General features: G+C 73.3%; 22 protein-coding genes. 14 read left to right on the top strand and 8 right to left on the bottom strand.

Going from position 1 to position 20,360, the window contains the following annotated elements:
* The first annotated feature begins 54 nt into the window (after window positions 1-54).
* Both NOO62_RS10875 and NOO62_RS10870 read left to right on the top strand, forming a co-directional pair.
* A complete protein-coding gene (locus NOO62_RS10875; protein WP_268770679.1) occupies window positions 55-636 on the top strand; it encodes an ArsR/SmtB family transcription factor in 582 nt (193 codons plus the stop codon).
* Window positions 637-647: 11 nt separating this feature from the next.
* On the top strand, window positions 648-1,889 hold the full coding sequence (locus NOO62_RS10870; RefSeq protein WP_268770678.1) for an MFS transporter: 1,242 nt from the start codon (window positions 648-650) through the stop codon (window positions 1,887-1,889).
* Window positions 1,890-1,912: 23 nt separating this feature from the next.
* Here the strand turns inward: NOO62_RS10870 and NOO62_RS10865 are convergent, their stop codons facing one another.
* Complete coding sequence (locus NOO62_RS10865) at window positions 1,913-2,548, bottom strand: TIGR03085 family metal-binding protein (protein WP_268770677.1); 636 nt, start codon at window positions 2,546-2,548, stop codon at window positions 1,913-1,915.
* An 81-nt stretch (window positions 2,549-2,629) separates the two neighbouring features.
* Here NOO62_RS10865 and hisI point away from each other — a divergent pair, with 81 nt between their 5' ends.
* The 11 genes from hisI to lgt all read left to right on the top strand — a co-directional run bounded on the left by hisI (window position 2,630) and on the right by lgt (window position 11,351).
* Entirely contained in the window at window positions 2,630-3,025 is a 396-nt protein-coding gene (gene hisI, locus NOO62_RS10860) for a phosphoribosyl-AMP cyclohydrolase (RefSeq protein WP_268770676.1), read from the top strand.
* Window positions 3,026-3,036: 11 nt separating this feature from the next.
* Window positions 3,037-4,545 (top strand): anthranilate synthase component I, encoded by a 1,509-nt coding sequence (locus NOO62_RS10855; protein WP_268770675.1) that lies wholly within the window; start codon window positions 3,037-3,039, stop codon window positions 4,543-4,545.
* A gap of 7 nt (window positions 4,546-4,552) precedes the next feature.
* Complete coding sequence (locus NOO62_RS10850; protein WP_268770674.1) at window positions 4,553-5,200, top strand: TIGR02234 family membrane protein; 648 nt, start codon at window positions 4,553-4,555, stop codon at window positions 5,198-5,200.
* A 109-nt stretch (window positions 5,201-5,309) separates the two neighbouring features.
* The gene (locus NOO62_RS10845) at window positions 5,310-5,534 is read left to right on the top strand and encodes an HGxxPAAW family protein (RefSeq protein WP_268770673.1); all 225 of its coding nucleotides are present in this window, start codon (window positions 5,310-5,312) and stop codon (window positions 5,532-5,534) included.
* A 131-nt stretch (window positions 5,535-5,665) separates the two neighbouring features.
* On the top strand, window positions 5,666-6,091 hold the full coding sequence (locus tag NOO62_RS10840) for a DUF2752 domain-containing protein (RefSeq protein ID WP_268770672.1): 426 nt from the start codon (window positions 5,666-5,668) through the stop codon (window positions 6,089-6,091).
* Window positions 6,092-6,230: 139 nt separating this feature from the next.
* The gene (gene trpC / locus NOO62_RS10835) at window positions 6,231-7,040 is read left to right on the top strand and encodes an indole-3-glycerol phosphate synthase TrpC (RefSeq protein ID WP_268770671.1); all 810 of its coding nucleotides are present in this window, start codon (window positions 6,231-6,233) and stop codon (window positions 7,038-7,040) included.
* 8 nt (window positions 7,041-7,048) lie between these two features.
* On the top strand, window positions 7,049-7,195 hold the full coding sequence (gene trpM / locus NOO62_RS39255; RefSeq protein WP_398307285.1) for a tryptophan biosynthesis modulator TrpM: 147 nt from the start codon (window positions 7,049-7,051) through the stop codon (window positions 7,193-7,195).
* Between the two features lie 137 nt (window positions 7,196-7,332).
* Complete coding sequence (trpB, locus tag NOO62_RS10830) at window positions 7,333-8,619, top strand: tryptophan synthase subunit beta (protein ID WP_268770670.1); 1,287 nt, start codon at window positions 7,333-7,335, stop codon at window positions 8,617-8,619.
* The gene (trpA, locus tag NOO62_RS10825; RefSeq protein ID WP_268770669.1) at window positions 8,616-9,431 is read left to right on the top strand and encodes a tryptophan synthase subunit alpha; all 816 of its coding nucleotides are present in this window, start codon (window positions 8,616-8,618) and stop codon (window positions 9,429-9,431) included. Before trpB ends, trpA begins: the two co-directional genes overlap by 4 nt.
* A gap of 63 nt (window positions 9,432-9,494) precedes the next feature.
* On the top strand, window positions 9,495-10,274 hold the full coding sequence (locus NOO62_RS10820; RefSeq protein ID WP_268770668.1) for a DsbA family protein: 780 nt from the start codon (window positions 9,495-9,497) through the stop codon (window positions 10,272-10,274).
* A gap of 108 nt (window positions 10,275-10,382) precedes the next feature.
* On the top strand, window positions 10,383-11,351 hold the full coding sequence (gene lgt, locus NOO62_RS10815) for a prolipoprotein diacylglyceryl transferase (protein WP_268770667.1): 969 nt from the start codon (window positions 10,383-10,385) through the stop codon (window positions 11,349-11,351).
* An 82-nt stretch (window positions 11,352-11,433) separates the two neighbouring features.
* On the opposite strand, the gene NOO62_RS10810 is transcribed toward lgt, so the two are convergent.
* From NOO62_RS10810 to NOO62_RS10780, 7 genes are all read right to left on the bottom strand, one after another.
* Window positions 11,434-12,282, bottom strand: a complete 849-nt coding sequence (locus NOO62_RS10810) for an HpcH/HpaI aldolase/citrate lyase family protein (protein WP_268770666.1) — start codon at window positions 12,280-12,282, stop codon at window positions 11,434-11,436.
* On the bottom strand, window positions 12,279-13,496 hold the full coding sequence (locus NOO62_RS10805) for a CaiB/BaiF CoA transferase family protein (protein ID WP_268770665.1): 1,218 nt from the start codon (window positions 13,494-13,496) through the stop codon (window positions 12,279-12,281). Before NOO62_RS10805 ends, NOO62_RS10810 begins: the two co-directional genes overlap by 4 nt.
* Window positions 13,493-14,404 (bottom strand): ribokinase, encoded by a 912-nt coding sequence (rbsK, locus tag NOO62_RS10800; RefSeq protein ID WP_268770664.1) that lies wholly within the window; start codon window positions 14,402-14,404, stop codon window positions 13,493-13,495. The genes NOO62_RS10805 and rbsK overlap by 4 nt, the downstream gene beginning before the upstream one ends.
* On the bottom strand, window positions 14,401-15,750 hold the full coding sequence (locus NOO62_RS10795; RefSeq protein ID WP_268770663.1) for an ADP-ribosylglycohydrolase family protein: 1,350 nt from the start codon (window positions 15,748-15,750) through the stop codon (window positions 14,401-14,403). The genes rbsK and NOO62_RS10795 overlap by 4 nt, the downstream gene beginning before the upstream one ends.
* Window positions 15,747-16,973 carry an ADP-ribosylglycohydrolase family protein gene (locus NOO62_RS10790; protein WP_268775560.1) on the bottom strand — a complete coding sequence of 409 codons (1,227 nt, stop codon included), beginning with the start codon at window positions 16,971-16,973 and terminating at the stop codon, window positions 15,747-15,749. Before NOO62_RS10790 ends, NOO62_RS10795 begins: the two co-directional genes overlap by 4 nt.
* On the bottom strand, window positions 16,921-18,132 hold the full coding sequence (locus NOO62_RS10785) for an ADP-ribosylglycohydrolase family protein (RefSeq protein ID WP_268770662.1): 1,212 nt from the start codon (window positions 18,130-18,132) through the stop codon (window positions 16,921-16,923). The genes NOO62_RS10790 and NOO62_RS10785 overlap by 53 nt, the downstream gene beginning before the upstream one ends.
* 113 nt (window positions 18,133-18,245) lie before the next feature.
* Window positions 18,246-19,268 (bottom strand): ADP-ribosylglycohydrolase family protein, encoded by a 1,023-nt coding sequence (locus NOO62_RS10780; RefSeq protein WP_268770661.1) that lies wholly within the window; start codon window positions 19,266-19,268, stop codon window positions 18,246-18,248.
* 296 nt (window positions 19,269-19,564) lie between these two features.
* Here NOO62_RS10780 and NOO62_RS10775 point away from each other — a divergent pair, with 296 nt between their 5' ends.
* On the top strand, window positions 19,565-20,296 hold the full coding sequence (locus NOO62_RS10775; RefSeq protein WP_268770660.1) for a VIT1/CCC1 transporter family protein: 732 nt from the start codon (window positions 19,565-19,567) through the stop codon (window positions 20,294-20,296).
* Window positions 20,297-20,360: the final 64 nt, after the last annotated feature.

The following is a 20,360-nucleotide window of genomic DNA, read 5'->3' as shown; positions in this document are numbered from 1 at the left end:
GAAAGTTGCGCAATATTTGTTGTGCAACTTTTCTTTCGTATCTACGGTGGGAGTATGGAGAACCGTCGCCGGATCACGGATCTGGGCACCCTCAAGGCCTTCGGCAACCCCCTGCGCATGAAGCTGTACAGCACCCTGCGCGTGGGCGGCCCCGCGACCGCGTCGCACCTGGCCGCGCAGGTCGACGAGGCCGTCTCCCTCGTCAGCTACCACCTGCGCAAGCTCGCCGAGCACGGCCTCATCGAGGAGGCCGACGCACAGAGCGAGGACGCGCGGGAGCGGTGGTGGCAGGCCGCGCAGGACACGCTGAGCTTCCGCCACGAGGACTTCAAGGACACACCGGAAGGGGCGGCCACGCACGCGGCCGTCGTCCGCGGCCTGATCGCGCACCGCAGGGAGCAGTACGAGACGTACCTCGACCAGCAGGCGGCCTGGGGCGCCGAGTGGCGCAAGGCGGCCGACCAGTCGGACTTCCTCGCCCGCCTCAACCCCGCCGAACTCACGGCCCTGAACGCCGAGATCCACGCCCTCGTCCAGACGTACACGGAACGCGGCAAGGCCGCCGAAGCGGCCGGGGACACCGAGGGCCGCGAGAACGTCGCCGTACACCTGGCCAGCTTCCCGTTCCGGATCTGAGAGGCACCGCCATGGCCACCGCGACCGCACCCCTCACCACCGAGCTCCCCGCCCACCGCGACGCCAACGTCCTGCGCTGGCTCGGCGCCTACACCACGTCCATGGTCGGCGACGGCATCTACTTCGTCGCGCTGTCCTGGGCCGCGGCCCGCAGTGGCAGCCCCGGCCAGGCGGGCCTCGTCCTCGCCGTCGGCGCCGTCCCCCGCGCCGCCCTCATGCTCGGCGGGGGAGTCGTCGCCGACCGCCTCGGCCCCCGCCGCGTCGTGATCGGCAGCGACGCCGTCCGCTGCGCCGTGCTCCTCGCGGCCGCCCTGCTGCTCCTCGTCTCCTCACCCGGCATCTGGCTGCTCGCCTGCCTCGCCCTCGTCTTCGGCGCCGTCGACGCCCTCTTCCTGCCGAGCGTCGGCGCGCTGCCGCCCCGCATCACCGCGCCGGGCCAGCTGGGACGGGTCCAGGGCATGCGCGGCCTGGCCCAACGCGTCGCCACCGTCGTCGCGGCACCGCTGGGCGGCCTCGCCGTGGCGCTCGGCGGACCGTCGGCCGCGTTCGCCGCGGGCGGCGCGCTGTTCGTCGTCTCGCTGGTGCTCCTCGCGGCCGTACGCCTGCGCCCGCTGCCCGCCGACGACGCCACGGCGCACGGCGACTCGGCCGTGCGGCAGCTCGCCGACGGACTGCGGTACATCCGCGGACACCGGCTCCTCGCCCCGCTGACACTCGTCGCGGCGGTGATGGAACTCGGCTTCGCGGGACCCGCCAACATCGGCCTGGTGCTCCTCGCCGACCGGCGCGGCTGGGGCGCCACGGGGATGGGCTGGATCATCGCGGGATTCGGCGTCGGCGCGGGGCTCGCCGCCCTCCTGCTCGCCGTACGCGGACGGATACCCCGGGCCGGAGCGGTGCAGTCCGTGGGCGTCATCGCGGGATCGGTCGCCCTGGCGGGCATCGGCTTCGCACCCTCGGCCGCGGTGGCCACCGCGGCCGCGCTCTGCGTCGGACTGTGCACCGGGCTCGGCGGCGCCCTGATCGCGGCCCTGACGCAGACCGCCGCCGACCCCGCCTACCTGGGGCGCGTCACCTCCGTCGTCACCCTGTTCACCATGGGCTTCGCGCCGCTCTGCTATCCGGTCGTCGGCGCCGCGATCGGGACGTGGGGCGTCGAGCCGGTGTACGCCGTGTGCGCCGCGCTCAGCGCGACGGGCGGCGTCATCGGTCTCTGCTCACGCACCCTGCGCCGCGCCGAACTCCCGCGCTGAACTCCCGCGCTGCGCGCAGCGGTTCACAGGCCCAGCTGCTTCGAATCGTGCAGCGTGGCGATCGCCTGCTTGTCGCCGTCCAGCTCCACGTCCGCGACGTCCTGCCTGCCGTACACGTACATCAGCAGTTCCGACGGCTCACCCGTCACCGTCACCACCGGCGCGCCCCGGTGCGCCACCGCCGTCTGACCGTCCGGGCGGCGCAGCACCAGGCCCACCGGGGCCTTGCGGCCCGCCAGGCGGGCCGAGCGCTCCAGGCGGGACCAGAGGGTGTCCGCGAAGACCGGATCGAGCTCGCGCGGCGTCCAGTCGGGCCGCGCGCGGCGCACGTCCTCCGTGTGGATGTAGAACTCGACGGCGTTCGACAGCTCGTCGATCTGCTTGAGGGCGAAGGGGGAGAACCGTGGCGGACCCGTACGGATCAGCTGGATCAGTTCCTCGTACGGCTTCGCGGCGAACTCGGCCTGCACCCGCTCCAGGCGCGGCGCGAGCTGCTTGATCAGGAGCCCGCCCGCCGCGTCCGCGCGGCGCTCCCGCACCACCACGTGCGCCGCCAGGTCACGCGCCCTCCAGCCCTCGCACAGGGTGGGCGCCTCCGGACCCTCCGCTTCCAACAGATCGGCAAGGAGAAGTCGTTCACGCTTCGCATGGGTCGACATGCAGCCACCCTACGACCGGCCGCGAGGTCCGGACAGTGGACGCCGCCGGGGACGGCCCGCCGGGCGCGGCACAATGGGCCCATGACCAGCGTGCCCCCGCCCAGCAGCAACCTCGACCCGGACATCGCCGCGCGCCTCAGGCGCAGCGCCGACGGACTCGTCCCCGCCATCGCCCAGCAGTACGACACCGGTGAGGTGCTCATGCTCGGCTGGATGGACGACGAGGCGCTGCACCGCACCCTCACCACCGGCCGCTGCACCTACTGGTCCCGCAGCCGCCAGGAGTACTGGGTCAAGGGCGACACCTCCGGGCACTTCCAGTACGTCAAGGAGGTCGCGCTCGACTGCGACGCGGACACCGTCCTCGTCCAGGTCGACCAGATCGGCGCGGCCTGCCACACCGGCACCCGCACCTGCTTCGACACCGACGTGCTGCCCGTCCTGCCCGTGCCCGGCGAGCCCGCCCCCGGTCAGTAGGGTCGGCTGCCATGGACCTCGAGACCTTCCGCAAGCTGGCGTCCGACCGCCGCGTCATCCCCGTCAGCCGCAAGCTCCTCGCGGACGGCGACACCCCCGTCGGCCTCTACCGCAAACTCGCCGCCGAGCGCCCTGGCACGTTCCTCCTCGAATCCGCGGAGAACGGCCGATCGTGGTCCCGGTACTCCTTCGTCGGCGTCCGCAGCGCCGCCGCCCTCACCGTCCGCGACGGCGAGGCCCACTGGCTCGGCACCCCGCCCGTCGGCGTACCCACCTCCGGCGACCCGCTCGCCGCACTGCGCGCCACCATCGACATACTGCACACCCCCCGCGACGTCGTCAGCGCCCACGGCCTGCCGCCCTTCACCGGCGGCATGGTCGGCTACCTCGGCTACGACATCGTGCGCCGCCTGGAGAAGATCGGCCCGGGGGAGCGGGACGACCTGCGACTCCCCGAGCTGACCATGCTCCTCACCAGCGACCTCGCCGTCCTCGACCACTGGGACGGCTCGGTGCTCCTGATCGCCAACGCGATCAACCACAACGACCTGGAGACGGGGATCGACGAGGCGTACGCCGACGCGGTCGCCCGCCTCGACGCCATGGAGACCGACCTCTCCCGGCCCGTCTCCCAGCCCCCGGCCGCCCTGCCGCCCTCCGAGCTTCCCGCCTGCACCGCCCTGTGGGGCGGCGAGCAGTACCAGGAAGCCGTCGAGGACATCAAGGAACGCATCCGGGCCGGCGAGGCCTTCCAGGTCGTCCCCTCGCAGCGCTTCGAGACCCCGTGCACGGCAACCCCGCTGGACGTCTACCGCGTCCTGCGCGCCACCAACCCCTCGCCGTACATGTACCTCTTCCGCTTCGACGGGTTCGACGTCGTCGGCTCGTCGCCCGAGGCCCTCGTCAAGGTCGAGGACGGCCGCGCCATGGTCCACCCCATCGCGGGGACCCGGCACCGCGGCGCCACCCCGCAGGAGGACCAGGCGCTCGCCGACGAACTGCTCGCCGACCCCAAGGAGCGCGCCGAGCACCTGATGCTCGTCGACCTCGGCCGCAACGACCTGGGCCGCGTCTGCGAGCCGGGCTCCGTCGAGGTCGTCGACTTCATGTCGATCGAGAAGTACTCCCACGTCATGCACATCGTGTCGACGGTCACCGGACAGGTCGCCCAGGGCCGCACCGCCTTCGACGTGCTCACCGCCTGCTTCCCCGCGGGCACCCTCTCCGGCGCCCCCAAACCCCGCGCCATGCAGATCATCGACGAGCTGGAACCGTCCCGCCGCGGGCTCTACGGAGGCTGTGTCGGCTACCTCGACTTCGCCGGCGACTCCGACACCGCCATCGCCATCCGCACCGCCCTGCTCCGCGACGGCACGGCATACGTGCAGGCCGGAGCCGGGGTCGTCGCCGACTCCGACCCCGTCGCCGAGGACACCGAGTGCCGCAACAAGGCCGCCGCGGTGCTCCGCGCCATCCACACGGCGAACCGCCTGCACGACCGTTCGAGCGGTGAGGGATAGTGGACAGGTGACTTCAGCCGTACCTCCGCCCCGTACCGAGGACACGTCCGAGAGCCCGGCCCAGCGCAGCAGCAGACGCAGCATCGCTGTCGCGCTGCTGCTCGGCGCCGTCGGCGCGGCCCTCGCGCTCCTCGCCTCCCGCCAGGCCTGGGCCCACGGCACCGCGTCGGTGGCCGGCGGCGAGCTGCCGCTGACCGCCAAGGGCAGCGACGTCACCGGCGTGCCCGCGGCCCTCGCGATCGTGGGCCTCGCCGCCCTCGTCGCGGTCTTCGCGGTCCGCCGCGCAGGCCGCTTCCTCGTCTCGCTGCTGCTCACGCTCAGCGGCGGCGGCATCGTGGCCGCCGCCCTCCTCGGCGCCGACGACAGCGGCGCCCTCGACGAGAAGGCCGCCACCGCGTCCGGCGACGCCGCCACCACCATCGGCGACCTCTCGCACACCGGCTGGCCCTACGCCGCGGCCGCCGCGGGCGCGCTGATCTTCCTCGCGGGCCTCCTCGCCCTCACCTACGGCCGCTCGTGGCCCGCCATGTCGGGGCGCTACGAACGCGACGGCACGCCCACCCCCCGCAAGGCGCGCCGCGCCCCGGACCCGGAGCGGCCCGAGGAGCTGTGGAAGGCCCTCGACCGCGGCGAGGACCCGACGCGCGGAACATGACCCCCCGCGCTCGGGGCATACGCGCGGGTACGGGACAATGACAGCGAGCGTCCGCAGCGCGGCGGGCTCCCCAGCAACCGCCGCGCACACAGCAACAAGGAGCACTTTCATGGCGCACGGCCACGGACACACCCCGGCTGCCTGGACCGGTTCCATCATCGCCTTCGTCGGATTCTGCGTCGCGGGCGTCTTCATGGTGATGGCCAACGTGCCCGGCTTCTGGGCAGGCATCGCGCTCACCCTCATCGGTGCTGCCGTGGGCGGCGCCATGCGCCTCGCGGGCCTCGGCCAGGAGAAGCGTCCGCACCGCCAGGCGGCGAGCGCCCGGAGCTGACCGCGCCGTACGAGCCGTACGAGGTGGGTGACGAGAGGCGGTCCGGCAGGTGCCGGGGCCGCCTCTTCCGCATGCGGACTCTCCGGGCGGGCCACCGGGCGACGCGCCCGGCCACGCGGCACAATGCACGGGTGACCGCCGAACCCGGGAGCGCCGCGCCCGCCCTCCTGACCCGTCTGCTCGTCCCCGCGGGCCTGCTCGCCTCGGTCGCCGGAGCCTTCGCCTACGTCGGCGCCGTCGACCCGAACGAACCCGGCCACTACCCCGCCTGCCCGCTGCTGCGCCTCACCGGCATCTACTGCCCCGGCTGCGGCGGCCTGCGCAGCGCGCACGCCTTCATCCACGGCGACCTCACGACGGCCCTCGGCGCCAACGCGCTCGCCGTCGCCGGGTACGTCCTCTTCGCCGCGCTGTGGACCGTGTGGGTGATCCGCACGGTGCGCGGGCGGCCCTTGCGGATCGCGCTGGGGACGGCTCAGCTGTGGGGCGTCGGCGCCCTCGTGACGGTTTTCACCCTGACGCGCAATCTGCCGTTCGGGTCATGGCTGCATCCCTGAAACCGCAGGCAGCGGGCTTGACGCCTGTCCAGGTCGTGGGACGGGCGTCAACCGGATGCGAGCCCTTCGCCCTCCGGCGGATACCATCGCAGTGACCAGCTTGAACGTCAGCTCAACCGTCAGGAAGGGGGCCGCTCGCGTGAGTGTGCTCGACGAGATCATCGACGGAGTCCGTGCCGACCTCGCGGAGCGGCAGGCACGCGTCAGCCTCGACGAGCTCAAGGAGCGTGCGGCCAAGGCTCCCGCGGCCAAGGACGGCGCGGCGGCCCTGCGCGGCGACGGCGTCAAGGTCATCTGCGAGGTGAAGCGCTCCAGCCCCTCCAAGGGCGCGCTCGCCGCGATCGCCGACCCGGCTGGTCTCGCCGCCGACTACGAAGCGGGCGGCGCCGCCGTCATCTCCGTGCTCACCGAGGGGCGCCGCTTCGGCGGCTCGCTCGCCGACCTGGAGGCCGTCCGCGCCAAGGTCGACATCCCGGTGCTGCGCAAGGACTTCATCGTCACCTCGTACCAGCTGTGGGAGGCCAGGGCGTACGGCGCCGACCTCGCCCTGCTGATCGTGGCCGCCCTGGAGCAGCCCGCCCTGGAGTCCCTCATCGAGCGCGCCGAGTCGATCGGCCTCACGCCGATCGTCGAGGTCCACGACGAGGACGAGGCCGAGCGCGCCGTCGACGCGGGCGCCCGGGTCATCGGCGTCAACAACCGCGACCTCAAGACCCTCAACGTCGACCGCTCCACCTTCGAGCGCGTCGCCACCGAGTTGCCGGACGACGTCGTCAAGATCGCCGAGTCGGGTGTGCGCGGGCCGCACGACCTCATCGCGTTCGCCAACGCGGGCGCCGACGCGGTGCTCGTGGGCGAGTCCCTGGTCACCGGCCGCGACCCGAAGGGTGCGGTCTCCGACCTCGTCGCGGCGGGCACGCACCCGGCGCTCCGGCACGGACGGAGCTGACCCTCCCCATGCCGATCTCCGCCCGCCTCGCACCCGGCTGCCGCCCCCGCGGCTGCCGGGCGCCCGCGCGGCGCGTGCGGGGCCGGCGGGTGCGGTACCACATCGGCTCTGAGCCCGGCCAGATTCCCGGGATGCGATGGCAGGGCGGCGCCTGAACTGAAGAGACCCGCGCCGTTGTCGGCCAGGGTTTCGCCGCGACCGCGGCCCGTCTTGGGCTTGTCGCGCAGTTCCCCGCGCCCCTGAAGGGCGCGCCGGTACCCGTTCTCATCGTCAGCTCTGACAAGGATCTGTCATGCCCAGTGAGTACTTCATCCCCGACCCGGAGGGTCGGATTCCCAGCGCCGAAGGCTACTTCGGCGCGTACGGCGGCAAGTTCATCCCGGAGGCCCTCGTCGCCGCCGTGGACGAGGTCGCCGTCGAGTACGACAAGGCCAAGAGCGACCCCGCCTTCGCCGCCGAGCTCGACGACCTGCTCGTCCACTACACCGGCAGGCCCAGCAGCCTCACCGAGGTGCCCCGCTTCGCCACGCACGCCGGCGGCGCCCGTATCTTCCTCAAGCGCGAGGACCTGAACCACACCGGCTCGCACAAGATCAACAACGTGCTCGGCCAGGCCCTGCTCACCAAGCGCATGGGCAAGACCCGTGTCATCGCCGAGACCGGCGCGGGACAGCACGGCGTCGCCACGGCCACCGCCTGCGCGCTCTTCGGCCTCGAATGCACCATCTACATGGGCGAGATCGACACCGAGCGCCAGGCCCTGAACGTGGCCCGCATGCGGATGCTCGGCGCCGAGGTCGTCGCCGTGAAGTCCGGCAGCCGCACCCTCAAGGACGCCATCAACGAGGCGTTCCGCGACTGGGTCGCCAACGTCGACCGCACCCACTACCTCTTCGGGACCGTGGCGGGACCGCACCCCTTCCCCGCCATGGTGCGCGACTTCCACCGCGTCATCGGCGTCGAGGCCAGGCGGCAGATCCTGGAGCGCGCCGGACGCCTGCCCGACGCCGCCGTCGCCTGCGTCGGCGGCGGCTCCAACGCCATCGGCCTCTTCCACGCCTTCATCCCCGACGCGGACGTACGCCTCATCGGCTGCGAGCCCGCGGGGCACGGCGTGGAGACCGGCGAGCACGCCGCCACCCTGACCGCGGGCGAGCCCGGCATCCTGCACGGGTCGCGGTCGTACGTCCTCCAGGACGAGGAGGGCCAGATCACCGAGCCCTACTCGATCTCCGCGGGACTCGACTACCCCGGCATCGGCCCCGAGCACGCCTACCTCAAGGACAGCGGCCGCGGCGAGTACCGCGCGGTCACCGACGACGCCGCGATGCAGGCCCTGCGCCTCCTGTCGCGCACCGAGGGCATCATCCCGGCCATCGAGAGCGCCCACGCCCTCGCCGGAGCCCTGGACGTCGGCAAGGAGCTCGGCAAGGACGGCCTGATCGTCGTCAACCTGTCGGGGCGCGGCGACAAGGACATGGACACGGCCGCACGCTACTTCGGCCTGTACGACACGGACGCCGTCGTCGAGGCCGACGAGCCCGGCACCGGCGCGGAGATCGAGGGGGACGCCAAGTGAGCGGCAACATCCAGCTGTTGAACGACGCCCTCGCCGGCGCCAAGGCCGAGGGCCGCGCCGCCCTCATCGCCTACCTGCCCGCGGGTTTCCCGACCGTCGACGGCGGCATCGCGGCCGTCAAGGCGGTCTTCGAAGGCGGCGCCGACGTCGTCGAGGTCGGCCTGCCGCACTCCGACCCGGTGCTCGACGGCCCGGTCATCCAGACCGCCGACGACATCGCGCTGCGCGGCGGCCTCAAGATCCGCGACGTCATGCGCACCGTCCGCGAGGCCCACGCGGCGACCGGCAAGCCGGTGCTCGTCATGACGTACTGGAACCCGATCGACCGCTACGGAGTGGAGCGCTTCACCGCCGAGCTCGCCGAGGCGGGCGGCGCGGGCTGCATCCTGCCGGACCTGCCCGTCCAGGAGTCCGCGCTGTGGCGGGAGCACGCCGAGAAGCACGACCTGGCGACGGTCTTCGTCGTCGCGCCGAGCAGCAAGGACGAGCGGCTCGCCACGATCACCGCGGCGGGCTCCGGCTTCGTCTACGCGGCGTCCCTGATGGGCGTCACCGGCACCCGTGAATCGGTGGGCGCACAGGCGCAGGACCTGGTGCGGCGCACCAAGGCCACCACCGAACTGCCGGTCTGCGTCGGCCTCGGCGTCTCCAACGCGCGCCAGGCCGTCGAGGTCGCGGGCTTCGCCGACGGAGTGATCGTCGGCTCCGCGTTCGTGCAGCGGATGCTCGACGCGCCGGACGAGGCCGCCGGGCTCGCCGCCGTGCGCGCGCTCGCCGGTGAGCTCGCGGACGGGGTCCGCGGCAAGGCGTAACTCGTACGGGTGGACCTGGACCGGGGAGGCACGCTCGTGCCTCCCCGGTTCGTTTGGCGGGGTGTGAGCGAGAAGAACCGTGAGGGAAAACGATCGGCCCGTGAGCGGCTGGCGGAAGAGCGAGATCGGCAGAAGGCGCGCGACAAGCAGCGCCGGGCACTGATCGTGGGCGCCGCGGTGGTCGGCGTCCTCGGCCTCGCCGCCGTGGTGGGGCTGCTCGCCGCCAATTCCGGCGACGACAAGAGCGACACGGCGGGCCCGGTGGTCACGCCCAAGGGGGCGAGCGACAAGGACGGGCCCGCGATCCCCGTCGGCAAGAAGAGCGCCAAGTCCACCCTCACCATCTGGGAGGACTTCCGCTGCCCGGCCTGCAAGGGATTCGAGGACGGCTATCGCTCGACGATCCACGAGCTCGCCGACAAGGGGCAGCTCAAGGTCGAGTATCACCTGGCCACGCTGATCGACGGGAACATGGGCGGCAGCGGCTCCAAGCGCGCGGCCAACGCCGCGGCCTGCGCCCAGGACGAGGGCAAGTTCCTGCCGTACCACGACGTGCTGTTCAAGAACCAGCCCGGTGAAGCGGACGACGCGTTCAGCAAGAACAGCAAGCTGATCGAGCTCGCCGGGCAGGTCGACGGCCTGGACGGCGACTCCTTCAAGAAGTGCGTCGAGGACGGCAAGCACGACAGCTGGGTCGACAAGTCCAACCAGGCGTTCCAGGACGCGAAGCTGCGGGGCACGCCCACGGTGCGGCTCAACGGCAAGGACATCTTCGGGGACCAGAACAACCCGCTGTCGCCGCAGAAACTGAAGCAGAAGGTCGAAGAGGCGAACCGGAACTGACGCGCCGAGGGCGACCGGAGCGGCGACCGGAACGGCACGGGCTGTTATGGACCCGTAGCCGGACCGGTTGCCGTCCCCGATGCCCGGCACGGTAGCGTCGGTCGTGTCATGGACCTTGCCTTCATTCCCAGTCCGTCGCGCGGTGTGGTCGAACTCGGACCCATCCCGTTGCGCGGCTACGCGTTCTGCATCATCATCGGCGTCTTCGTAGCCGTCTGGCTCGGCAACAAGCGGTGGATCGCTCGCGGGGGCCGGTCAGGCACCGTGGCCGACATCGCCGTGTGGGCCGTGCCGTTCGGCCTCGTCGGCGGACGCCTCTACCACGTGATCACGGACTACCAGCTGTACTTCAGCGACGGCCGTGACTGGGTGGACGCCTTCAAGATCTGGGAGGGCGGCCTCGGCATCTGGGGCGCGATCGCGCTGGGCGCGGTCGGCGCGTGGATCGGCTGCCGCCGCCGCGGGATCCCGCTGCCGGCCTGGGCCGACGCGCTGGCCCCCGGCATCGCCCTCGCCCAGGCCATCGGCCGCTGGGGCAACTGGTTCAACCAGGAGCTGTACGGCAAGTCCACGGACGTGCCCTGGGCGCTCAAGATCACGTCGGCCGAGGACGGCCGGGTCCCCGGCACGTACCACCCGACGTTCCTGTACGAGTCGCTGTGGTGCATCGGCGTCGCCGTCCTGGTCATCTGGGCCGACCGCCGCTTCAAGCTCGGCCACGGCCGGGCGTTCGCCCTGTACGTCGCCGCGTACTGCGCGGGGCGCGGCTGGATCGAGTACATGCGGGTCGACGACGCGCACCACGTGCTCGGCCTGCGCCTGAACGTGTGGACCGCCATCGTGGTGTTCCTGCTCGCGGTCGCGTACCTGGTCGTGTCGGCGAAGAAGCACCCGGGGCGCGAGGAGATCGTGGAGCCGGGGGAGGAGTCGTCCCCGGACGCCGCCGGGAGCGCCACCGGATCCCCGAAGCTCACGAAGTCCGAGGACAAGGCTGCCGGTAAGGCTGAGGACGCCGACGCCTCGAAGGGGAAGGCCGCTGCCTCCGACGAGGAAGCAGAGTCGGCCAAGAAGAGCTGACGCTCATCGGGCGTACGTCGAAGGGCCGCCGGGTCGTGTGATCCGGCGGCCCTTCGCGCTCTCCGGCCACGGCACGGCACGGTCATTTCCTGCGGGCCAGCGCGAGGACCCGCCGCGCCCCCTCCACCACCGCCTTGTCCACGAAGCGGCCGTCCGGCAGGGCCAGGGCACCCTCGTCCGTCGCGGCCGCCTTGGTCACCTCCTCCGCCCGCTCGATCTCCGCGGGGGTGGGGAGGTAGGCCCGTTCGATCACCGGGAGCTGGCGGGGGTGGATCGCCGCGCGCCCCAGGAAGCCGAGGGCGCGGCCCCGGGAGCAGGACGCGGCGAGACCGGCCAGGTCGCGGATGTCCGGATGGACCGACTGCGCGGGCGGCGCGAGTCCTGCCGCCCGTGCGGCGACCACGACGCGGGAGCGGGCCCAGTCGAGCCCGGTGTCGTCGCGTACGCCCAGGTCCGCCCGGAGGTCGGCCTCGCCGAGGGAGATGCCGCGCAGGGCGGGGTGGGCCGTGGCGATGGCGAAGGCGTGCTCCAGGCCGAGCGCGGACTCGACGAGGGCGTGCAGGGCGGGGGCGCCGCCGTCGGCGGGGACGGCGCGTTCGGCGACGCGGATGACCTCGGCGCGGGTGGTCACTTTGGGCAGACGCAGCCCGGCCACGCCGGGAAGCGGGGCGACGGCGCGCAGATCGTCCTCGGCGAGGGGCCCGTCCAGGGCGTTCACACGCACGTGGACGGGCAGCGGCTGCGGCGAGGACAGCAACTCGGCGGTCGCCGCCCTCGCGTACGCCTTGCGGTCGGGGGCGACGGCGTCTTCCAGATCGACGATCACGGCGTCGGCCCCCGCGAGGAGGGCCTTGCTGACGACTTCGGGGCGGTCACCGGGGGCGTAGAGCCAGGTGAGGGGGGCGGCGGTGGTGACGAGTGGGGTGGTCACAGGGTGCCCTCCTTGCGGAGGGTCGTGATCTCGTCGGGGGTCAGGCCCAGTTCTGTGAGGACCGCTTCCGTGTCGGCGCCGTGGGGGCGGCCCGCCCAGTGGATGGCGCCCGGGGTCGCGGAGAGGCGGAAGAGGACGTTCTGCATGCGCAGGGGGCCGAGTTCGGGGTCGTCGATCGTGGTGAGGGTGGAGAGGGCCGCGTACTGAGGGTCGGTCATGACGTCGCGTACGTCCTGGACGGGGGCGACCGCCGCCTCCGCCTTCTCGAAGGCCTCGATCACCTCGGCGCGGGTGTGCTGCGCGATCCACGCGCCGACCGCCCCGTCGAGGACGTCCGCGTGGCGGGCCCGGTCCGCGCCCGTCGCGAACCACGGTTCCGCGATCAGGTCGGGGCGCCCGACCAGCCGCATGAGCCGTTCCGCGATCGACTGGGCCGACGTGGAGACGGCGACCCACTTGTCGTCCGCCGTGCGGTACGTGTTGCGGGGCGCGTTGTTGGTGGAGCGGTTGCCGGTGCGGGGCTGTACGTGGCCCAGCTGGTCGTACCAGAGAGGCTGCGGGCCGAGGACCGTGAGGATCGGCTCGATGATCGCCATGTCGACGACCTGGCCCTCGCCCGTGCGGTCGCGCGCCGCGAGGGCCGTCATCACCGCGTACGCCGTCGCCAGGCCCGCGATCGAGTCGGCGAGGCCGAACGGCGGCAGGGTCGGCGGCCCGTCCGGCTCGCCCGTGATCGCCGCGAAGCCGCTCATCGCCTCGGCGAGTGTGCCGAAGCCGGGGCGGCGCGAGTACGGGCCGAACTGGCCGAACCCGGTGACGCGGGCGAGGACGAGGCGCGGGTTGGCCGCACTCAGTTCCTCCCAGCCCAGGCCCCACTTCTCCAGCGTGCCGGGGCGGAAGTTCTCGATGATCACGTCGCTGGTGGCGGCCAGGCGCAGGAGGGTGTCGCGGCCGCCGGGTGCCGACAGGTCGAGGGTCGTCGTGCGCTTGTTGCGGCCGAGGAGTTTCCACCACAGGCCGACGCCGTCCTTGGAGGGGCCGTGGCCGCGCGACGGGTCGGGGCGCGTGGGGTGTTCGACCTTGATGACCTCCGCGCCGAAGTCGCCGAGCATCGTGGCGGCGAGGGGGCCCGCGAAGAGCGTGGCGAGGTCGAGGACGCGGAGGCCGGTGAGGGGCGCAGTCGCTGTCTTGGGGGCCGTCTCAGGAGGGGTCATGACGTCGTGCCCGCCTCTTCGTCGATCTCCTTGCGGTACGGCATCGAGGCCGACGCCCCCGCGCGCTGCACGGAGAGCGCTGCCGCCGACGACGCCCAACCCAGCGCGTCCGCGACGGAGTTGCCCTCGGCGAGTGCCACGGCGAGCGTGCCCGCGAAGGTGTCGCCCGCACCCGTGGTGTCGGTTGCCGCGACCTGGCGGGCGGGCACCGTCACGGGTTCGGTGTCGCGCGACGCGTACAGGCTGCCGCGCGAGCCGAGGGTGATGACGACTTCGGGCACCTGGGAGAGCAGTGCGCGGGCGGCGGCGTGCGGGTCGTCGGTGATGCCGGTGAGGGTGGCGGCCTCGTGTTCGTTGGGAAGCAACAGGTCGACGGAGTCGAGGAGTTCGGGTGGCAGGGGTTGTGCGGGGGCGGGGGTGAGGATCGTGCGGACGCCGTGGCGCCGGGCGGCCTGTGCGGCGGCGAGCACTCCTTCGAGGGGCACCTCCAGCTGGAGCAGCAGCGCGTCTGCGGAGGCGATCAGGCCCTCGTCGCCGGGAGTGAGGGAGGTGACGGTGCCGTTGGCGCCGGGGATGACGACGATCGCGTTGCCTCCGTCGTCGTCGACGACGATGTGCGCGGTGCCGGTGGGCGTCTCGACCGTACGCAGGGAGTCGGTCTCGATGCCGGAGTGTTCGAGGACGGCCCTGAGCCGCGCGCCGTACGCGTCGTTGCCGACGGCGCCGATCATCGAGACGGTGGCGCCCGCGCGGGCCGCCGCGACGGCCTGGTTGGCGCCCTTGCCGCCGGGGACGGTACGGAACTCGCGGCCCGTCACGGTCTCGCCGCGCCGCGGGGCCTTGTCGACGTACGCGACGAGATCCATGTTGGCGCTGCCGAGGACGGCGATGTGGGGCGTGGGGGTCATGAGGGGGGTACCTCCCGGGTGGAGAGTTCGGTGGTGAGGTCTGCCAGGGCGTCGAAGCCGGTGCCGTTGAAGTCGCCCACGGAGGTGGCGAGCCGGTTCTTGAGGGGCGCCGTCCAGCGGTCGGGGAGCGCGTCGGCGCGGCCGGCGAGCAGCCCGGCGACGGAGCCCGCGGTCGCGCCGTTGGAGTCGGTGTCCCAGCCGCCGGACACCGCGCGGGTGATGGAGCCGGTGAAGTCGCCGTCGGCGTGGGTGAGCGCGGCGGCGAGCAGGGCGGCGTTGGGGACGACGTGGACCCAGTGGTGGGCGCCGTGGCGCGCGTGGAGGTCGTCCACGACGTCGTCGAAGTCCGGGGTGTCGTGCGCGAGTCGGACGGCGTGGCGGACTGCGCGGGAGAGGCGCGATGCGGCCGGTACGACGGAGAGGCCCGCGTCCAGGCAGGCGTGGACGTCGGCGCGGCCGCCCGCTGCCGCCGCGATGGTGGCCGCGGTGAACATGGCGCCGTACACGCCGTTCTCCGTGTGGCTGAGGACGGCGTCCCGGCGGGCCTGTACGGCGGCCGCCCCTGGCGCTCCCGGGTTGGTCCAGCCGTGCACGTCGGCGCGGATCAGCGCGCCGATCCACTCGCGGAACGGGTTGCGGTGGGTGGCGGTGTGCGGGGGTTCGATGCCCTGGAGGAGGTTGCGGTAGGCGACGCGTTCGGCGGTGAAGGTGCGGCCCGCGGGGAGCTCGTCCAGCCAGAGACGCGCCACGTCGTCGGTGGTGAAGCTCTTGCCGTGGCGCTGGAGCAGGATGAGGTTCAGGAGCGGGAAGTTGAGGTCGTCGTCCTCGGGCGTGCCGTCGATGTTCTCGGCGAGGGAGGTCGGGGCGGAGCGGCGGTTCCAGGGGTACGCGGCCCTGAGCTTCGGCGGGACGCCGCGTTCCGTGAACCAGGTGGTGAGCGGCCAGTTGCCGGTGGCTTTCGCGAGGCTTCGGATGCCGTCGAGGGGGAGCTTCTCGACGGGTTTGCCGAGGACACAGCCCGCGGCCCTGCCGAGCCAGGCGGCGTGCAGCCGGTCGCGCAGTCCGACGGCGTCCGGCGGCCCGGCCGCGGGGTCGGGCGCCGTCTCCGGGATGCTCGGCCCGCCGTGCCACGGGGGCGGCCGCAGCTCGTCCAGGAGCCGCTCGGCGAGGAGGCGGAGGCGGGCCGGTGCCGGAGCGGGGGACGCGCCCGCGGTCGCCGGGGCCGTCTCGCCGCCCGCCGTCAGCCATCGGCACCGCACCGCCGCCACGTCGCGGCCCTCCAGCTCGGCCTGGCGCAGCTCGTGGCCGACGAGGTCCTCCGGCTGGACCCAGCTCAGGCGGATCACCGTCCGGCCCCGGCCGCGGCCTCGGAGCGGGTGACGGCCGTCAGGGCCGCGAACGCCGCCTCATGGGAGCGGCGGCGCCCGGTGTCACGGGCGAAGATCTCCCGCGCCACCTCCGTGAGGACCACCCCGGGAGCGCGCAGGTCGAGGCGGCTGGCCCCGGCGACCTGTACGGACCAGTCGTCGGGGACCGCCTCCTCGCCGTGCAGCGCGCCCACGATCGCCCCGGCCATCGTCGCGATGGAGTCGCAGTCGCGGCCGTAGTTGACGGAGCCGAGCACGGTGCGGCGGTAGTCGGACCCGCCGACCAGGAGCATGCCGAGGGCGACGGGGAGCTCTTCGATGGAGTGCAGCCGGGAGGGGCGGCGGGCGCCGAGCGACGGGGAGCGGTAGTCGGGACCGACGGTGTCGAAGGGCTCGACCGCGGCCCGGATGGGGGCCAGCGCCGACTCGAATTCCCCGTGCCGCGCGGCGACTTCGGTCACCGCCTCGATCGCGGCGCGCGTGCCGTCCTTGGCCAGGGCGAGGCACGCCTCGACCACCGACTCCGCGGTGGCGCCGGGTGTGCAGGCCGCCGCGACCGCCGCCGCGAAGACACCGGCCGCCTCCCTGCCGTACGACGACTGGTGGGCGCCCGCGATGTCGACGGCCTCGGCGTACGCGGCCCTCGGGTCGGCCGCGTTGACCAGGCCGACCGGCGCCATGTACATCGCGGCACCGCAGTTGACGATGTTTCCGGCGCCGGCCTCCCGCGGGTCGACGTGGCCGTAGTGCAGGCGGGCGACGAGCCACTTCTCGGCGAGGAAGATCCGGTGCAGGGGGAGCGCGTCGGCCTCCAGCTCCGGGATCCAGCGCGGGGTCGTCATCAGGTCGGGGACCAGGTGGTCGGCCATGGCGTAGGCGTCGAGGTGGTCGCGGACGGTGGCGTACACGCGGACCAGCGCGTGGGTCAGCAAGGTGTCGTCGGTGACGTGCCCGTCGCCCTTGTGGAACGGCGCGATGGGCCGGGCGGTGCGCCAGCGGTCGCCGTTCCAGGGGCCGACGATGCCGGTCACGCGGCCGCCGTGCCGCTCGGCGATCTGCTCGGGCGCGTACCCCTCGACGGGGCCGCCGAGCGCGTCGCCCACGGCGGCGCCGATGAGGCTGCCGGTGATGCGGTCGGACAGGGAGGGGTCAGGGAGCGCCGTCGTTCCCTTCGGGCGTGTTGTGGCTGTCGTAGCCGTCATGTACGTCATGTCGGGATTGTCCACCTGGGGTGGCCCGTTCCGTGTCTGCCAGGCGCCCGGCGAGTTCCACCAGGTCGGTACCGGCGAGCCGGGGGAGCGCGCAGCCCGACAGGGTGCGGCAGGCGTCGCGCCAGGCGGCGGGGATCGCGGCCGCCGTGCCGAGGGCGCCGGTCAGCGCCCCGGCGAGCGCGGGCGCGGAGTCCGCGACGCGCGACAGGCACGCGGCCGCGGGCACCGCCTCGCCGATACGGCCCCGGGCGGCGGTGGCCAGGGCGAGGGCGACCGGGACGGTCTCGGCGGCCGCGATGCCGTAGCTGTAGACGTGGTCGACGATCTGGTGCTCCAGGAACGGTACGAGGGCGAAGGCGCCGTCCCCCTCCGGCTGGGCGCGGGCCGTCTTCACGGCGTGCCGGGCGTTCCTGCCGATCTCCGTGTGTTCCGGGAGCTGGTCGAGTGCGTGGTCCACGGCGGTGTCGACGTCGGCGTTCCCCAGTGCGGCGGCGAGTGCGGCGGCCATGGCGCGGGCGCCGTGCACGCCGTCGCCGTCCTGGGTGTAGCGGGCGTCGAACTCCGCGAGGTCGGCGGCGCGTTCGGGGTCGCCGGGGTGGACGAGGGCGAGCACGCAGGCCCGTACGCAGGCCGCGTCGTCGAAGTAGTGCGGGTTGTCGTGGCCGGTGGCCGGGGGGCGCAGGCCTGTCGCGAGGTTGCCGAGACCGGCGCGGACGGAGATGCGGGCGCGCAGGGGGAGTACGGCGGACTCGACCTCGGGGGCACGGTCCGCGGCGGCGGCGATCTCGGCGGCGAGGGTGGTCCAGGCGAGGTCGAGTGCGGTCCGTACTTTCAGGTGGTGGTTGCCCGGTCCGGCGCGCAGTACGGACTCCGCGGTGAACGCCGCCCATTCCGCGTCGTCGGAGGGGCCCAGGCGGAGGGGTTCCGGGGGCTGGTTCAGGGCGATGGGGACGGGGAGGGTGGTCGTGGCGTTCTGCTCGGCGAAGGTGTCCAGTTCGCGGGTGAGGCGGCGGGTCCACTCGGGCATGCGGGATGCCCTGTGGCGGGCGGCGGGCCACCCCGCGGCGTCGCCTGCGGCCAGGCCCAGCAGAAGCCCCTCGGCTCGGGAGGCGTCGCATTCCCGGGCGTCCCCGTATGGCGCACCCGGCACCGGGGGCTGTGCCCACCCTCCCTCAAGCTCTCGGCTCCGCTCGACCAGGGGGGACCCCCATCGTCCTGCGGCCCGATCGTCCGCAGCGGTAGCGGCGAGCTTGTCCTCAGTGGTCACGAGGCCCCCACTCGTACCGGCTCGGGATCCGGGGTCAGGAGATCCGCCACGTCCAGAACGTGGTGCCCCCGCATCGAAGGCAAGCAGCTGCCCCGTGCCGGGCCGATCGCCGTCGACCAGGGGAGCGGGATCGCCGCCACGCCGCACGTCGCGCCGGAGAGCGCGCCCGCGACCGCCGCCGTCGTGTCCGCGTCCCGGCCCATGTTCACCGCACAGAGCACCGCGTCGCCGAAGTCCCCGCGCGCCGCCGCGTACGCCCCGAACGCGAGGGCCACCGCTTCCGGTGCGAGGTCCGTCCAGGGGTAGCCGCCGATGACCACCGCGGAGCGCACCGCGCGTTCGCCGCGGTCGGCGACCGCCACCGCGCGGCGCAGTGAGCGGGACGTCCAGGAGTCCTCGGGGATGACCGAGAGGCCCGCCTCCACCACGGCCTCCACCGGCGCGCCGGCCATGGCCGCCGCGACCCCCGCCGCCACCGCACGCCCGCCGTAGATGCCCTCGCCGTCGTGGCTGACGGAGCCGTCGATCGCGACGAGGCGGGCCGCTTCGTGCGGGTCGCCCGCGGCGAAGACGCCGAAGGGCGCGGCCCGCATCGCCAGGCCGTCGCTCCACGCGTGCCGGTGCTGGGCGGAGATCGGGGCGGCGAGGCCTCTGCGCAGGTTTTCGAGGGTGCCGCGTTCGCTGAAGCCCGCCCCGCGGAACGGGCCCTCGTCCAGGTCGGCGATCCACTGGTGCCACGCCGTCTCGACGTGCGCGACCGTGAGCGCGGAGCCGTGCCGGGCGAGCAGCAGGCCGGAGAAGATCGCGTACTCGGTGTCGTCCGTGCCCGCGGGGTGTTCGGCGACGTATCCGGTGATGCGGCCCCAGCGGCGGCGGATCTCGGACGGTTTCATGTTCTCGGCGGGCGCGCCGAGCGCGTCGCCGACCGCGAGGCCGAGCAGCGCGCCGCGCGCCCGCTCGCGGAGGTCGTCGGCGTCACCGGGCGCCGGGACCGAGGGAACACATGCGATGGACGCCATGCCGTGCCTCCCTTGTGTGCGGACCACGACGGGCCGCGGACTGGGGGCGTACCGCTGGATGCGGTGCTTGGTGCATCCCTGCCACGCCGGGCGCTCAAAAGAGCATGTGTGAGCTCAGATCACCCCTTCGCGCCTCCCGGGGGTGCGGACCGCTGTGTTCGGGTGGACCCTTTCCCGGCTCCTCCCGCCCTCCTCCGCGGCGCGTTTTCGCAGGTAAGTACGGCCTTCCTTGCTGGCGGGAGATTTTTTTCGCGCGTACTTTCGAGATCGTCCAACACGCACGAGGGGGCTTCACCATGGCGATCATCGAAACCGAAGCGGCACTGCACGAGGCGCACCGCGACAACCACACCCACCGCGATGTCAACGGCGGCTGGCTGCGTCCGGCGGTCTTCGGGGCGATGGACGGGCTCGTCTCCAACCTCGCGCTGATGACCGGCGTCGCGGGCGGCGCGGTGTCGCGGGAGACCATCGTCATCACCGGCCTCGTGGGGCTCGCCGCGGGCGCCTTCTCGATGGCGGCGGGCGAGTACACCTCCGTGGCCTCGCAGCGCGAGCTCGTCGAGGCCGAGCTGGACGTGGAGCGGCGCGAGCTGCGCAAGCATCCGCAGGACGAGGAGCGGGAGCTCGCCGAGCTGTACGCGTCGCGCGGCGTCGAGCCCGGCCTGGCCCGCGAGGTCGCCCGTCAGCTGTCCAAGGACCCCGAGCAGGCCCTGGAGATCCACGCCCGCGAGGAACTCGGCATCGACCCGGGCGACCTGCCCTCGCCGACCGTCGCCGCGGTGTCGTCCTTCGGCGCGTTCGCGCTGGGCGCCCTGCTCCCCGTACTGCCGTATCTGCTGGGTGCCACCGTGCTCTGGCCCGCCCTGCTGCTCGCGCTCATCGGGCTCTTCGCCTGCGGTGCGGTGGTGGCCAAGGTGACCGCGAGGTCCTGGTGGTTCAGCGGTCTGCGGCAACTGGCGCTCGGTGGGGCGGCCGCCGGTGTGACGTACGTCCTGGGCAGTCTGTTCGGTACCGCCGTAGGATGAGCCCTTGCAGGCCTATGCGGGACCTTGCATAAGTAGCCGTTACTCGGCGGTTTCGACACCGTGA

The sequence above is a fragment of the Streptomyces sp. Je 1-369 genome, from assembly GCF_026810505.1.
Lineage (GTDB): Bacteria > Actinomycetota > Actinomycetes > Streptomycetales > Streptomycetaceae > Streptomyces.
The sequence above is the reverse complement of the archived record's forward strand: the minus strand, read 5'-3'. Positions and strand labels throughout refer to the sequence as shown.

Excerpts from the sequence above, each read along its gene's own strand:
- NOO62_RS10790 (WP_268775560.1), bottom strand. The coding sequence starts at position 16,973 with ATGACGGCTACGACAGCCACAACACGCCCGAAGGGAACGACGGCGCTC.
- NOO62_RS10870 (WP_268770678.1), top strand. The coding sequence starts at position 648 with ATGGCCACCGCGACCGCACCCCTCACCACCGAGCTCCCCGCCCACCGC.
- NOO62_RS10805 (WP_268770665.1), bottom strand. The coding sequence starts at position 13,496 with ATGACCCCTCCTGAGACGGCCCCCAAGACAGCGACTGCGCCCCTCACC.
- NOO62_RS10780 (WP_268770661.1), bottom strand. The coding sequence starts at position 19,268 with ATGGCGTCCATCGCATGTGTTCCCTCGGTCCCGGCGCCCGGTGACGCC.
- trpM (WP_398307285.1), top strand. The coding sequence starts at position 7,049 with ATGCCGATCTCCGCCCGCCTCGCACCCGGCTGCCGCCCCCGCGGCTGC.
- NOO62_RS10775 (WP_268770660.1), top strand. The coding sequence starts at position 19,565 with ATGGCGATCATCGAAACCGAAGCGGCACTGCACGAGGCGCACCGCGAC.
- NOO62_RS10855 (WP_268770675.1), top strand. The coding sequence starts at position 3,037 with ATGGACCTCGAGACCTTCCGCAAGCTGGCGTCCGACCGCCGCGTCATC.
- NOO62_RS10875 (WP_268770679.1), top strand. The coding sequence starts at position 55 with ATGGAGAACCGTCGCCGGATCACGGATCTGGGCACCCTCAAGGCCTTC.
- hisI (WP_268770676.1), top strand. The coding sequence starts at position 2,630 with ATGACCAGCGTGCCCCCGCCCAGCAGCAACCTCGACCCGGACATCGCC.
- NOO62_RS10845 (WP_268770673.1), top strand. The coding sequence starts at position 5,310 with ATGGCGCACGGCCACGGACACACCCCGGCTGCCTGGACCGGTTCCATC.
- trpB (WP_268770670.1), top strand. The coding sequence starts at position 7,333 with ATGCCCAGTGAGTACTTCATCCCCGACCCGGAGGGTCGGATTCCCAGC.
- NOO62_RS10865 (WP_268770677.1), bottom strand. The coding sequence starts at position 2,548 with ATGTCGACCCATGCGAAGCGTGAACGACTTCTCCTTGCCGATCTGTTG.
- rbsK (WP_268770664.1), bottom strand. The coding sequence starts at position 14,404 with ATGACCCCCACGCCCCACATCGCCGTCCTCGGCAGCGCCAACATGGAT.
- lgt (WP_268770667.1), top strand. The coding sequence starts at position 10,383 with ATGGACCTTGCCTTCATTCCCAGTCCGTCGCGCGGTGTGGTCGAACTC.